The organism is Tissierella carlieri, assembly GCF_018917285.1.
GTDB classification, from domain to species: Bacteria; Bacillota; Clostridia; order Tissierellales; family Tissierellaceae; genus Tissierella; species Tissierella carlieri.
Genome location: NZ_JAHLOH010000058.1, coordinates 15,931 through 30,399 on the forward strand (window position 1 = coordinate 15,931; position 14,469 = coordinate 30,399).

Sequence of the window (14,469 nt, forward strand, 5' to 3'; positions counted from 1 at the left end):
TTTAAAAGAATAATTACAGCTGAATTAATTCCACAAATTTAATGATTAAGGGAATTTTTATTTCTATATTGATTGGGTGAAAGTCCCATATAATTTTTAAAAGCTCTGCTAAAATAATGTTGGCTGCTATATCCTACCATGTTTGCAATATCATTTACAGTATAATCCTTATCTTTATCTAATAGAAGTTTTATTGCCATATTGATTCTTAGGTTATTAAGATAATCAGTGAAACTAACTCCTGTTTTCTGTTTGATTATTCTGGTAAGATATGATTGACTTATATGTAAATTTTCAGCTATAAGATTTAAGGTTAGATCATTTTGAGTAAAGTTTTCTTTTATGTAGTTAATTGCTTGACTTCCAATACATTTATAGTTTGTATTATCTATTTCCGTTTCTTTTAATTTATTTAACTCCCACATTCTTTCGCAGTAGGAGTCCATGGCTTTAATAATAATATTTTTAAAATCTCTATACTGTATAGGTTTAAGCAAATAACTAAATACTCCAAGTTCTAAAGCTTTCTGTGCATATTCAAATTGATCATATCCTGATATAATTATTATTTTAGAATTAGGATCCAGTTCCTTAATTTTTTCTATTACTTCAAGACCATTTATAAAAGGCATATTAATATCCATTAAAATAATTTCTGGTTGATACATATTGATTAAATGCAGAGCTTCTTCACCGTCTTGTGCTGCTCCTACAACAGATAAATTTAAATCGTAGGATTCTATTAATTTTTTTAAACCATTACGTATTATTTCCTCATCATCAGCAATTACTACTCTAAACATTGGAATCCCTCACTTATCTTTGGTATCTTTAATGAGACTTTAGTTCCTTCTTCAAATTTACTATCAATATTAATACTATATTTATCTTTAAATGTAAGTTTCAAACGTTCGTTGATATTATACAATCCATAATGCTCTGATTCAATAGATTGGTAGAGATTTTCTCTAATTGTAGTAAGTTTTTCATAATTCATACCTAAGCCATTATCTATAACTTCAATAAGTATATAGTCATCTTGAGATAGTATATTTATATTGATAATACCTTTTTTCCTTTTCAACTTTAATCCATGGTAAATAGAGTTTTCAATTAAAGGCTGTATTATCATCTTAGGGACTAGATATTGTGAAATTAGTTCATCTAAATCAATAGTATAACTAATCTTATCTTTATAACGTGTTTCTTGGATTTTCAGATAGTTATGTACATGTTCTATTTCATCAGCAATTGTAATAAATTCTTTTCCATCACTTAGTGATATTCTAAAAAATATGGACAATGAGTTAATCATATCTGCAAGATCAAAGGCATTATACTCTAAAGCCTTCCATTGAATTGTATCTAATGTGTTATATAAAAAATGAGGATTTATCTGTGATTGCAATACTCTCAATTCAGCATTTCTCTTTTGAGATTGTACCCGATATACTTGATTTATTAGTTTCTTAATATCCCTAAGCATTTGATTGAACACTTTACCTAATATAGATATTTCATCATTATTTCTAGTTTCATAATAGGAATCTAGATTCCCATTAGACACTTCTACCATATGATTCTTTAACTTATGTATTGGTTTTACAATAGTTCCAGAGATGATAATTGCAAGTAAAATGGCAAACAATAATAAAATTATTCCTAAAGCAACAACTAAGTTGATAATATTATTAGTTTGGGCATGAATATAGCTATTTTCAATTAGAGTACATAAGATCCAGTCTTCTGTATAAGGGATAGAAGAAAAAAACAAAGTGGAATCTTTGTTGGAGATATTTTTCAAGCTAATAGTTCCTAAATTTTCTTCCTTAGATTTTTTAATTATTTTATCTAATCCTTCTATGGAAATATAATTATTTGTCAAATTATCTTTTGAAATAGAGTATATATCCATATCTTTGTTCATAATCCAAGAAAATCCATTATAAACATCAATGCCATTTGATATTTCAGAGATTTTCTCCAAATTAACAGCACCATTAATAAATCCTATTTTTTCATTTTCATCATTTACAATTGGATAGCAAATAATAAAAATAGGAGTATTATCAGATTTAGAAATGATTGGCTTAGATATAACATACTCCATATCTGACGACATTAGTTTATTAAAATAATCTCGATTATAGACATGAATGGTTATATTATCATTTATCCATCCATAGCCATCAATAGTTCCTATTGCAAAAGTCTCATTTAAATTTCCATATTGCTTACTTAGAACTTTGTTTAAACGTGTTAAATAAGGTTTTAAAGAAACTAAATTAAACTCCTTAGTTGAAGCATATTCATGAATAATTCTTATTTCGCTTATTCGTTGATTTAACCAGGAACCAATCTCATTTGATTTTGAATCAATGAGTTGTAAAGTTTGATACTCCAATTGCTCCATATTTAAAGATTTTACCTTTGTTTCCAATATGAACAATAAAGGAGAGAAGGTAAGTATTATACATAAAACAAAAACTGTGATAATTTTTAGACGTAAAGACATAGTTTTTCACCTGAATTTTGATTTTTAAGTTCAATAATTATTATATAGGATTTTCTTGTACTTTTAAATATTAGATTTAAAAGTACAAAAATAGACATATAAGTGTAAATACTAAAACAAATGATTGTGTTAAACTAATAACAATATAATCAACAAATTAACAAAATAGGAGGGACAAAATTTGAAAAAGTTTTTAGTATTTTTTCTAGTAATAACTATAGTAGTAGGTTTAGTAGGGTGTAATAAGACGGAAAAAGTAGACTCTAATGAATCTACAACATCTATAAAAGATGGTGTGTATGAAGGGGTTGGCACTGGTAAAGGTGGGGAAATAAAAGTTGAAGTAACAATTGCAGATGATACTATTACTGCTATAAAAGTAGTGAGCCACAATGAAACACCAGGATTCGATACTGCAATGGAAACTTTAACAGAAAGTATTATATCAAAAAATAGCCTTGAAGTAGATGGAGTTTCAGGATGTACCTTTACTTCTAACGGATTTATAGAGGCGGTAACTGAAGCATTAACTGCAGCAGGAGCAACTCCAGAAATGTTGAAAAAAATTGATGTTACATCTTCAAGTGGAGTAAAGGAAGAAGTTACGGAAACTCATGACATCGTAGTAATTGGAGCTGGTGGAGCAGGTCTTTCAGCAGCTATAGAGGCCAAGGCTGCGGGAGCAGATGTAATTGTTTTAGAAAAAATGCCTATGGCTGGTGGAAATACATTGATATCAGGTGCTGAATATGCTGCACCAAACAATTGGTTACAGAAAGAGGAAGGTATTGAAGATAGTATAGAGCTTCATATAGAAGATACTTTAAAAGGTGGAGACAATAAGGCTAATGAGGAACTAGTTAGAGTTTTAGCTGAGAATGCTCTTGCAGGTGCTGAGTGGCTAAGAGATGAAGTTGGAGTAGTATGGGAAGATGAATTGATGTTTTTCGGTGGACATTCAGTTAAGAGAAGTTTAGTTCCAGCAGGAGCTAGTGGAAGAGAAATCATATCTAAGCAACTTGCAAAAGCCGAAGAAATGAATATTCCTGTTCTTTTAAATACTAAAGCAACAGCTTTAATTACAGATGAGAATGGAAAAGTTATAGGAGTAGAAGCAGAAGGGGAAAATAAAAATTATACTTTTAATACTAACAAAGCAGTAATCATTGCATCAGGAGGATTTGGCTCTAATGTAGAGATGAGAGTTAAGTATAATCCTGATATAGACGAAACAATTCTATCAACTAACTCAACAGGTAGTACAGGTGATGGTATTGTAATGGCTGAAAAAATAGGAGCATCTCTAGTAGGTATGGAATATATTCAAACATACCCAATATGTGACCCACTAACTGGAACATTACTTTACTATGATGATGCAAGATTATATGGACATACAATTATTGTAAATAAAGAAGGCAAGCGTTTTGTAGAAGAATTAGGTAGACGTGATGTAATGTCTATGGCTATCAAGGCTCAAACAGGTCATGTGTGTTATGAATTACTTGATCAAAAAGGATTTGAAGCAAGTAAATTGCAAGAAAATCATGGACCAGAACTTGATTACTTATATAAAAATGATTTATTAGTAAAAGCTGATACTATAAAAGAAGCTGCTGATTTCTTCGGAATTGATGCAGTAGAATTACAAAAAACTGTTGATAAATATAATGGATATATAGCAGATGGAAAAGACCCAGAATTCAATAAAAGAAGTTTACCTTCAACTGTAGAAGTTGGTCCATTCTATATCTTAAAAGCTACTCCAGCTGTTCATCATACAATGGGTGGTATAAAAATAAATACGAATGCTCAAGTATTAGATACAGAAGGAAATGTAATAGAAGGATTATATGCAGCAGGTGAGGTCACAGGAGGAATCCAAGGTGCCAATAGATTAGGTAGTAATGCACTTGCGGACATTACAGTATTTGGTAGAATTGCCGGACAAAACGCAGCTAAATAGGGTTCAAATATAAAGATTTAAGATAATAAAAGGCTCTTTCAGATTATTGGAAGAGCCTTTATGTGTGGCAAGGAATACACATTTGTTAAATCAAATAAGTTAAAACCGTAGATTATTTTTCCCATCACCTTATATAAGATAGGCTGTTCTCATCTTTATTTTTATAGTATTATATATCGATTAAAATTTTTGTAGAATTACGCGATGCAGAGTGATTGTTCTTTACAACCTTCTATGGAAATTATTGTACTAATTTGATAAAGTAGAATATAAAAGTAATATAGATATATTCATAGTAAAAAATAATAGGATATTGAAAAATACTACTTGATTCAAAGAGGAGAGAAGATTATGAAGAATATTAAAAATATCAAATGGCGTGAAGTAACTTTTAATGCTCTTATAGTACTCGTATTATTATTACTTATATCAAATTTATTTTTTTATAGAAAATTTAAAGAAATGGATAGGAATTCTAATTATGTTTTTAACATATCTCGTGCAATAACAATTGCAGCAAATGAAAATTTCACTGAAGCACTGACACTAAAGCTACTACCTGAAGACTTAGATTATTTGATAGACAAATTTGAAAAAATTAAACCAGAGATAGGGACAACATATAACATGAAAAGTTATATTGCTATAGAATATAAAAATGGTAGCACACTAATGGTAAAAGTTACTCGAAATAAAGAAGGTGAATTTTTAATTCAAGATATGTTTTTATTAAATGAGGATATTTATGATAAATTAAAATATGATATAAATTACAGCAATCTATAGACCATTAGTAAATAATTTACTCAGAATTTCAATAAAATTTGAAGGTATGACTAAAAAATATATTGAAGAGCAGAAATGCTGTACTAAGAGAAAGTTGGAATATGCAATATCCCATAAATCTGAAGAAGGACAAATACATTCTATAACTTGACATACACTTGCTAAATTATGTGTAATAAAGATAATTTATAAAATAGGTAGCTTATTGACTACTTATTTTATGGATATAAAAGTGACAAATATTTCTCTTTTGATATTGACAAAGTAAAAATGTTGTGATATATTTATCTCGTTAAGAGATAAATATATCACAAAAGAGGAGTTTTATAATGATAAAAAAGCAGTTTTACATGGGATTTCCAGGATTCTTGGGTTTCGTGAGCCTTCGCTACTTTTATTCTGGTAATTTATTAGACTTATGGTACATTGGATTTTTTGGTTTCTTTGCAAACTTTATTATTGCGAAAATTAGTGGGAGTAAGGAAGATGAACGGTATATTGAGGATAGGAAAACAGCATTAGCCTTAACTGGTCAACTTGCTATTATAGAACTATTTATTATATAGTGTGCTACAATGATTGTTAGAAATATTGACTTTATTTGCATATTAGTTTCATTGTCATATGCAATTACACTAAATGTATATGCTACAAAACTATATATTAGAGGAAAAGTAATATGGCTGAATTTATTTGTAATCTAAAAAAATATAGGCAGTTGAAAGAACTTACCCAAGAACAGCTTGCAGAAATTGTTGGTGTACGAAGGGAGACAATAATGAGACTTGAAGCTGGAAAATATAACCCTTCATTAAAACTTGCTGTAGATATTTCAAGGGCAGTAGATGCTTCTATCGAAGAAATATTTATATTCGATTAGTTTTATATTTCTACTCTTAGTATTAAAAAGATTATAGGTTTAGGTATATTTAATAGAAAGAAAAACCATAGAGAAATAAGGAATTTGTTTGAGATAAAAAAGAATATTTGAGGCGTTTTTTAGATATAATTATTTTGATTATATAGCTTAGTTAAAAAGACTACTGTAACAGAACAGTAGTCTTTTGTCTCAAGTTAATAAAAAAATATTGACATTTTAATAACACCGGCATAATATATAATTAATATCAAAATGATATCAAAAATATATTAAGGGGGTTTTAAAATGTCAAATACAATTAACAAAAATGAAAGCAAACTGCATAATGAAGAAATCATACCTAGATCAATGAATGGTATGGGGATCCTCCTTTTAAACATTATATTTATAATTGCTGGTATTGCTGCACTTGTCTATGGAATTAATTTGGTTGATTATGGATACGATAAAGGAATATTGCTAATAATTGCAGGAATTTCCTATTCTTTTATAATAGGTCCTATCATGTTTTCTGGATTGAAAGTGTTGAAACCTAATGAAGCAATAGTTCTTACTCTCTTTGGTAAGTATTATGGTACACTTAGAGGTGAAGGATTCTTCTTTGTTAATCCATTTGTTAGTGCTATTAATCCGGAACAACTACAGGAAAATTAGGTGTTGAACAAACTAAATTAGGTAGTGCAGAAGTCACATTACCTGCTAGAACCAATAAAAAAATTTCTCTTAAGACTATGACGCTAAATAATGAGAAACAAAAGATCAATGATCAGCTAGGAAATCCTATAGTCATAGGAATTGTTGTAATTTGGAGAGTTGTTAATACTGCAAAGGCTGTTTTTAATGTTGATAACTATACAGAATTTTTATCCATACAGACTGATGCTGCCCTTAGAAATATTGTTAGGGTATATCCCTATGATGTATCCAATGAAGATAATGAAAAGTCCTTAAGGGGTAGCAGCCAAGAAGTAGCGGATAAGCTAAAGACTGAGATTCAAGCTAATGTAGAAGTAGCAGGTTTGGAAATCTTAGAAGCAAGAATCACCCATTTAGCTTATGCTCCAGAAATAGCATCTGTAATGCTTCAAAGACAGCAAGCTTCAGCAATAATAGATGCAAGGCAGATGATAGTTGAGGGAGCAGTAGGTATGGTAGAGATGGCTCTTGCTAAATTAAACGAAAATGATATTGTTCATTTAGATGAGGAGCGTAAAGCTGCTATGGTTAGTAACCTGCTTGTTGTATTATGTGGAAATAAGGATGCACAGCCTATTGTAAATAGTGGCTCCTTATATTAAAATAAATTGAAGGGAGGGATGTTGTAGATGGAGAATAAAGATAATGGAAAAAAACAGATACTTTTGAGACTATCCTCATCCCTTTGGCAGGAACTGGCTGCTTGGGCAGAAGATGATTTTCGCTCAATCAATGGGCAAATAGAATACCTTTTAACAGATTGTGTGAAGCAGAGGAGAAAAGGAAAAAATAAAACAGATGAGTAGTGGGTTAGGAGAGAATTATATGGATAAAATAATTGTATTTGGAAGCAAATATTGACCGGATTGTGAACCAGCGAAAGAGTATCTTTCAAGTCATAATATTAAGTTCTTATATTTAGATATTTCAGAAGGAATGTTGAATTTAAAAAGATTTTTGAAGTATAGGGATAACTATGAAGAATTTAAAGAGATTAAGGAATCTGGAAAAATAGGATTACCTTGTATAGTTGTAAACGATGGAGAGCAAATTATTTTTGATTATAATGAATTAGAGGTACAGAAAAGTTGATGTTTTTACATCAGCTTTTTGTACTTTAATATTACCATTTTAATGATATAATATCTTTACAGTGAACTAATGATGAACCATAGGGGAGGGATAATATGAAGGAAACGATTTATATTACGGGACATAAAAATCCTGATTCAGATTCCATATGTGCAGCTTTAGCCTATGCAGAGTATAAAAATGGCAATGGGGATGTTAATGCTATTCCTGTAAGGCTTGGAAAGATAAATAGAGAAACAAAATTCATTCTAGAATATTTTGGAGTTGATGCACCTATTCTTTTAGAAACAGTAAGATTAAGTGTGGAGGATTTAGACTTTGACAAAATAGCTTCCATTAGTCCAGATATATCACTACGTATGGCATTAGAATTGATGAAGAAAAACAATTTGAATAGTCTTCCTGTGATAGATGGAAATGAGCAATTAGCAGGTATTGTAACAATATCAGATATAATAGGGGCTTATATAGATGTATGGGATAATGGTATTTTAGGAAAATCAGATACTTCTATAGATAATATTATAGATACTCTGTCTGCTAAAATCATTACAATAGCAGATAAAACTAAGCCACTTACAGGAAAACTTTTAGTTTTGGCGATGGAACCTAAATCTGTAGGAAAATACATAGAAGAAAATGACATAGTCATATGTGGTGATAGAAAAGATGCCCAAGAACTTGCAATTAATAGTAATATTTCTTTAATGATTGTAACAGGAGATGTTAAAGTAGATGAAGAAATTATTAATCTAGGAAAAGAAAAGGGTATAACCATAATATCCACACCTCACGATACCTTTACAACCTCTAGACTAATAACTCAATCTGTACCCATTAGCCATGTAATGTCTACAGACAATCTAGTGACATTTACACTTGATGACTTAGTAGATAATGTAAAAGAGCAGATGTCTCAAACTAGATATAGATCTTATCCAGTAATAGATGATGATAATAACAATAAAGTGGTAGGTTTAATATCTAGGTACCATTTAATATCAAGTATGAAGAAAAAGGTAATACTAGTTGATCATAATGAGCGTAGTCAATCAGTAGATGGTTTAGAGGAATGTGAAATATTAGAAATTATAGACCACCATAGAGTGGCAGATGTATTTACGGGAAATCCAATATATTTTAGAAATGAGCCTGTAGGTAGTACATCTACAATAATAGCATCAATATTATTTGAAAATGGCAGAAGGCCTTCAAAAAAAATGGCAGGAGTATTGGCAGCAGCTATAATTTCCGATACTTTATTATTTAGATCTCCTACATCAACTAATGTAGATAGAATGATATTGGAAAGACTAGCAAGAATTGCAGACTTAGATGTAGAAAAATTCGCTATGGAAATGTTTAAGGCTGGAACTTCCTTAGTTGGAAAAACACCACAAGAATTACTTAGCCAAGATTTTAAAACCTTTACTATAGATGAAGATAAGATAGGAATTGCCCAAGTATATACTATGGACCCAGATAGCTTAAAGGATATGAAATCCGACTTAATATCATTAATGGAAGAAAGAGCAGAAGAACGAGGGTATTCTATATTTATACTAATGCTAACAGATATATTTAAAGAGGCTTCAGAAATGGTAGTAGTAGGACATAATAAAGAATTAGTGGCAAAGGCATTTGGAAAGAATCTTGTAAATAACTCATTCTATGCACCAGGAGTCCTTTCAAGGAAAAAGCAAGTAGTTCCTCCTATTACAAATACCTTAACAAATATTAAAGAATTGTAAAATTATATAAAGACAATGAAGGGCTATAATAATCAGCTGATTATTATAGCCTTTTTGCGTAGAATTCATTATTACTTGAAGACAATATTTATTGGGATGAATTCGTTAGTAGTGAAGGATAAAAGAATGTTTTGAAAAAAGAAGGAATTTGAAAAACAATGTAGAATAGTATAATGTAGAATAGTATATGGTAGGAAATGGTAAAGGGGAATGGTATTAAGAAGTAAATTTGCCATAGGTCGACTAGAGTTTGGAGCTGATATTAGATGCAGCAAGTTCAAAGACTACAGAAATATAGATTCATGTAATTAAGGAAAGAAGATAAAATATTGTAAACCTTATTAATACAATGGTTAGAAGGGATAAAAGAACGTAGTCTAAAGTAAATATTAGCGATATACACCTTAATGCAATAGTTAGTGAAAATGATGATATTAGGCAGTTCTTTGGGGGTCTATTTGATAGAAAACTAGATGCTGTAAAATAGTAAAATGCGAATTCAAGAAGAAAGGGGTACAAAATGGAAAGAATTTTAATACTTGGGGCAAGTGGATTAGTAGGGAAGGCTTTATCAAAAAAACTAAATAAGAAATATGATGTTTATGGTACATATAACAGTAATAAAATAGTTTCGATAAATTCGATTTATTATGATATGAGCGAAGTTAATAAGATAATTAATATTCTTAATAGTGTTAAGCCTTCAAGAATAGTGTACTGTTTAACAGGGAATTTTAAGACTCAAATAGAACTTCTCAATGAACTTATAAGATATTTAATACCTATCAACGGAAAACTTTATTTCTGCTCTACTGCAAATGTTTTTGATGGTGATACAACTATACCACATCTCAAAGTTCATGAACCAATTGCTAAAAGTGATTATGGTAAATTTAAAATAGAGTGCGAAAAAATATTAAGAAAAGATTTAAACGGCAATGGCATAATTTTTAGACTTCCAATGATATGGGGTAAAGACTCACCTAGACTAAATAGTCTTGTAACATCATTAAAGAATAATGAAAAAGTTGATGTTTACACAAATCTATATCTTAATAATAATACAGATGAAATGTTAGCAAAACAGATATATTATATAATTGAAAATGATTTAGAAGGGATATTTCATCTTGGTAGCAGTGAAGTTATTAATCATTATGAATTTATAAAAAAAGTTATTGTCAAATTAGGATATAAAGATACAAAATTTAATGAAGAAACACTTCCAGGAGAAAAATACTATTTAGCTGTTTTGCCAACTATTAAAGAGTTGGCTACAGATTTTATTTTTTCAAATGAGCATGTTATTAATCATATAACAGAGTAGGAAGTTCACATCAATTATTTAATATAGAGAAGTGTAGGGTGAAAAGCGTCATCACTTCCCATAACAATGTATTTGCGCAAGGGTGTTTGGGTGCAATCTTAGGGTGTTGTGCGCCACATCCTCTCACTGGGAGCAAAGCTCAACCAAGGGGGTTATCTTTAATTTATTGAAAAATAAAGTAGAAATATTATGTAGGGTGTACCAATATAGACGTGGATATGTATAAGGATTTACTATACCTTTGGGAAAGCTTTTAACTTGTGATACAAACGTATAGTGCAAGTAAAATATTGTTTATAAAGCATGAAAGAGATGTTTTTTCGTATTTTTTGTTTTTTGAGATAAATTAGTCAACAAAAATAATTTATATTACGAGGTGAGCCTATGAAAAATACAAGATTTTTTATGTTTGCTGTCGCGTTAATCATGCTGTTGGCATTGGTTGCTTGTTCATATAGTACCACATCGGTCGATACAGCCAGGCCTTTAGAACAATCAACGGGGCAGATTTATCTGTATGGAGAACATCATGGTGTAAAAAAAATACTGGAAAAAGAATTAGAGTTGTGGCGTGAATACTACCATAACGGGAATATCCGACATTTATTTGTTGAATATCCCTACTATTCTGCAGAGTTTTTAAATTTGTGGATGCAGTCGGATAGCGACGATATTCTGGAGGAATTATATAAGGATTGGGGAGGTACAGCGTCACAAAACCTTTATATTAAGGAATTTTATAAGAAAATAAAAAGTGAGTGTCCCGAAACTATTTTCCACGGTACGGATGTGGGTCACCAGCACCGTACTACTGGACAACGATTTTTGAAGTATCTTGAAGAAAATAATTTGGAGAGCTCCGAGCAATATTTATTGGGACAACAAGCGATTGAGCAAGGCAAGTATTACTACGAACATTCTGATCATGTATACCGCGAAAACAAGATGGTGGAGAACTTTATCCGCGAATTTGACAAACTAAAGGGCGAGAAGATTATGGGGATTTACGGCGGAGCTCATACGGATTTTGACGCTATGGACTATATGACTAATTCTGTTCCCTGTATGGCAAACCAACTAAAGGAACGTTACGACGACGCCATTTATTCCGAGGACTTAGCTTGGTTAGCGAAAGAGATTGAACCGTTCAGAGTGGATACAATCACAGTCAACGAAAAAGATTACGAGGCGTCCTATTTCGGAAAACAAGATTTGTCAGGATTCAAAGATTACGCATGCCGGGAATTTTGGCGCTTGGAAAATGCTTATGAACATTTTAAGGATAAGAAGAAAATAGGCTATGTGCTACCTTATGACAATTACCCAATGCTGATAGAAACAGGACAAGTTTTTGTTATAGACTATACAAAAACAGACAGTTCTATAGAAAGGGTATACTATCGCTCCGACGGGTATATCCGGAATGGTCAGCCGTCAACGGAAGAGTTTACGATGAAATAGCCGTAAATTCAAATGTATATAAAGCGCTCCCGAATAAAAAGTGACTTAAATCCGATCTTTTAGCTTAGGACTTGCAAAGTCGGCATTTTAAAAACAGTGTGGTATATAAATTATTTGCATAAGATTTAGGCAAATAGTAATTTTAACCACAGATTATTTGATTTTATAATATAAGATGAATTATGTATAGTAAGAACATTTAACTTTGAGAGGAGAAAAAAATGTTAATTGCTTATAAGGATATTATTTTACGTGATTATAAAGAAGGAGACATTGTTGATGACATTCGATGGATGGCAGAAGAAATAGCTTGGCATGAATGGGATGCACCTTGGGAAGCAGAAGAAAATTTTAAGAATTTCAATGCAGATAGGTACTATGAAAAAGCAATGAAAAAATTGCAAGACAAGGAAGATGATAATGAATTTCGTTGGAAATTTGAAATTGATACGAAAGATGGGATTCATATAGGAGGCGTGAATTCTTATCTTAACGATATAGAATATAATTGGAAGCCTGCCTCACAAGGTGGATGTTTACATACTCTTGGAATTGATATATGTGAGTCAGCATACTGGTACAAGGGTTATGGTACACAAGCTTTTACTGCTTTCATAGACTATCATTTCTCTAAAGGAATTACTGATATTTATACAGAGACATGGTCCGGAAATTATCCTATGATTGCCATGGCAGAAAAAGTTGGCTTTGAAGTATGTAATTATGAAGAAAAGTTGCGAGAGCTGCGAGGTCAGTTATATGATGGTCTTACGTTTAAACTTAATTTGGAAAAGTTTAATAAATTCTATAATAGATATAATCAAAATCAATATTTGTAGTTAAGACGCATTCTTTATAAATTGTGAAGCTAATAATGATTTCTAAGGTTTAAAGGAGCGATGTCTTCTCCCTCTGAATAACGGGACACCCCACTTCGTATAACAATGCACTCAAGTGCGCTTTGGCAATGTTAGGGTTGAGCCTTTGAAGTAGTCAAAGCACATTCCTTCGATAGCTAGGTTTGGATAAGACTCAGGAACATCTCAAGTGCAAAACGTTATGCGGAATTCATGAAAAGCTATATAGAGCCTTGAAAATTAATTAAATCAATATGAACCTAAAATTTAATAATGAGTTTATTATATATGATAAGGATGGAGAAAATGAAAAAGACTAAATTAATTATGTTTGAGGGTATACCAGGTTCAGGCAAAACAACCACATCTCAATTGCTATATACATATCTTAAAGAAGTTGGTGTAAATTCAGAAGTTTATATTGAAGGTAGTGAACATCCAATTGATTTGCCTTTTTATGCTTATCTTACGAAGAATGAATACAATAATTTACTAATAAGATTCCCTCAACAAGCAGAATGGATTCGATTAAACTCTATTATAGAAAATGATTATATCTTAACACCTTATAAAGTACCTGAGCCAAAACCATGGAGTGATGAATTAGCTGAGTATTTATCTTTTAAAGAATTTTGTTATTCAAATAAGGCTATTGTCCCATTTAATACATATAAGAAGGCATTTTATACACGTTTTGAACAGTATGTTACAAGAATGTCTAATACGGATGCAGTAACAATTTTCGAGAGTGTCTTATTTCAGCACCAAATTCATGATATCAATAGATTGTATCCTCAAATCACAGAAGATGAAATCATCGAATACATAAGAAATCTTACAGTTATAATTAGCCCATTAAATCCAGTTTTATTGTATATATCGCAAAATAGTGTTGAAGAATCATTGAAACACACGGCTATTATTCGGTCAAAACCAAAATGGTCAAATCCTGAAACAGTGGAATATTACATAAAACGAAAAAATTTGGAACTTAGAATAGTCAAGCTCCTACCTTTTCGTTCTTATATTTTGAATAATACAGATAGAGATTGGAATAAGATGTTTGATAGTATTAAAAGCATTCTAGATTGCGAAATGAAAGATGTCATGAACTCCGTATAACACCGTATCTACGCAG

The 14,469-nt window shown here is 30.8% G+C and carries 15 protein-coding genes; 13 read left to right on the forward strand and 2 right to left on the reverse strand.

Annotation, left to right across the window (positions count from 1 at the left end):
• Nucleotides 1-38: 38 nt before the first annotated feature.
• Together KQI38_RS21560 and KQI38_RS21565 are read right to left on the reverse strand one after the other, a co-directional pair.
• On the reverse strand, nt 39-803 hold the full coding sequence (locus KQI38_RS21560) for a response regulator transcription factor (protein WP_216563126.1): 765 nt from the start codon (nt 801-803) through the stop codon (nt 39-41).
• Entirely contained in the window at nt 791-2,515 is a 1,725-nt protein-coding gene (locus KQI38_RS21565; RefSeq protein ID WP_094898987.1) for a sensor histidine kinase, read from the reverse strand. The genes KQI38_RS21560 and KQI38_RS21565 overlap by 13 nt, the downstream gene beginning before the upstream one ends.
• A gap of 181 nt (nt 2,516-2,696) precedes the next feature.
• Here KQI38_RS21565 and KQI38_RS21570 point away from each other — a divergent pair, with 181 nt between their 5' ends.
• From KQI38_RS21570 to KQI38_RS21625, 13 genes are all read left to right on the forward strand, one after another.
• Nucleotides 2,697-4,481, forward strand: a complete 1,785-nt coding sequence (locus tag KQI38_RS21570) for a flavocytochrome c (protein WP_216563127.1) — start codon at nt 2,697-2,699, stop codon at nt 4,479-4,481.
• Nucleotides 4,482-4,832: 351 nt separating this feature from the next.
• On the forward strand, nt 4,833-5,267 hold the full coding sequence (locus KQI38_RS21575) for a hypothetical protein (RefSeq protein WP_216563128.1): 435 nt from the start codon (nt 4,833-4,835) through the stop codon (nt 5,265-5,267).
• Nucleotides 5,268-5,596: 329 nt separating this feature from the next.
• A complete protein-coding gene (locus KQI38_RS21580) occupies nt 5,597-5,833 on the forward strand; it encodes a DUF2178 domain-containing protein (protein WP_216563129.1) in 237 nt (78 codons plus the stop codon).
• 113 nt (nt 5,834-5,946) lie between these two features.
• Nucleotides 5,947-6,147 (forward strand): helix-turn-helix transcriptional regulator, encoded by a 201-nt coding sequence (locus KQI38_RS21585; protein WP_216563130.1) that lies wholly within the window; start codon nt 5,947-5,949, stop codon nt 6,145-6,147.
• Nucleotides 6,148-6,432: 285 nt separating this feature from the next.
• Nucleotides 6,433-6,801, forward strand: coding sequence for a hypothetical protein (locus KQI38_RS22135; protein ID WP_246565976.1), 369 nt, complete (start codon nt 6,433-6,435; stop codon nt 6,799-6,801).
• Between the two features lie 77 nt (nt 6,802-6,878).
• Nucleotides 6,879-7,445, forward strand: coding sequence for an SPFH domain-containing protein (locus KQI38_RS22140; RefSeq protein WP_246565977.1), 567 nt, complete (start codon nt 6,879-6,881; stop codon nt 7,443-7,445).
• A gap of 27 nt (nt 7,446-7,472) precedes the next feature.
• On the forward strand, nt 7,473-7,649 hold the full coding sequence (locus KQI38_RS21595; protein WP_216563131.1) for a type II toxin-antitoxin system antitoxin: 177 nt from the start codon (nt 7,473-7,475) through the stop codon (nt 7,647-7,649).
• Between the two features lie 151 nt (nt 7,650-7,800).
• Nucleotides 7,801-7,935: a hypothetical protein gene (locus tag KQI38_RS22525; protein ID WP_276515622.1), complete on the forward strand. Its 135-nt coding sequence runs from the start codon at nt 7,801-7,803 to the stop codon at nt 7,933-7,935.
• Nucleotides 7,936-8,030: 95 nt separating this feature from the next.
• Nucleotides 8,031-9,686 carry a putative manganese-dependent inorganic diphosphatase gene (locus tag KQI38_RS21605; RefSeq protein ID WP_216563132.1) on the forward strand — a complete coding sequence of 552 codons (1,656 nt, stop codon included), beginning with the start codon at nt 8,031-8,033 and terminating at the stop codon, nt 9,684-9,686.
• A gap of 520 nt (nt 9,687-10,206) precedes the next feature.
• Nucleotides 10,207-11,013 carry a sugar nucleotide-binding protein gene (locus KQI38_RS21610; RefSeq protein ID WP_216563133.1) on the forward strand — a complete coding sequence of 269 codons (807 nt, stop codon included), beginning with the start codon at nt 10,207-10,209 and terminating at the stop codon, nt 11,011-11,013.
• A gap of 384 nt (nt 11,014-11,397) precedes the next feature.
• Nucleotides 11,398-12,474: a hypothetical protein gene (locus tag KQI38_RS21615; protein WP_216563134.1), complete on the forward strand. Its 1,077-nt coding sequence runs from the start codon at nt 11,398-11,400 to the stop codon at nt 12,472-12,474.
• A 221-nt stretch (nt 12,475-12,695) separates the two neighbouring features.
• Nucleotides 12,696-13,313: a GNAT family N-acetyltransferase gene (locus KQI38_RS21620; protein ID WP_216563135.1), complete on the forward strand. Its 618-nt coding sequence runs from the start codon at nt 12,696-12,698 to the stop codon at nt 13,311-13,313.
• Nucleotides 13,314-13,604: 291 nt separating this feature from the next.
• On the forward strand, nt 13,605-14,453 hold the full coding sequence (locus tag KQI38_RS21625; protein WP_216563136.1) for a P-loop NTPase family protein: 849 nt from the start codon (nt 13,605-13,607) through the stop codon (nt 14,451-14,453).
• The last annotated feature ends 16 nt before the right edge of the window (nt 14,454-14,469 follow it).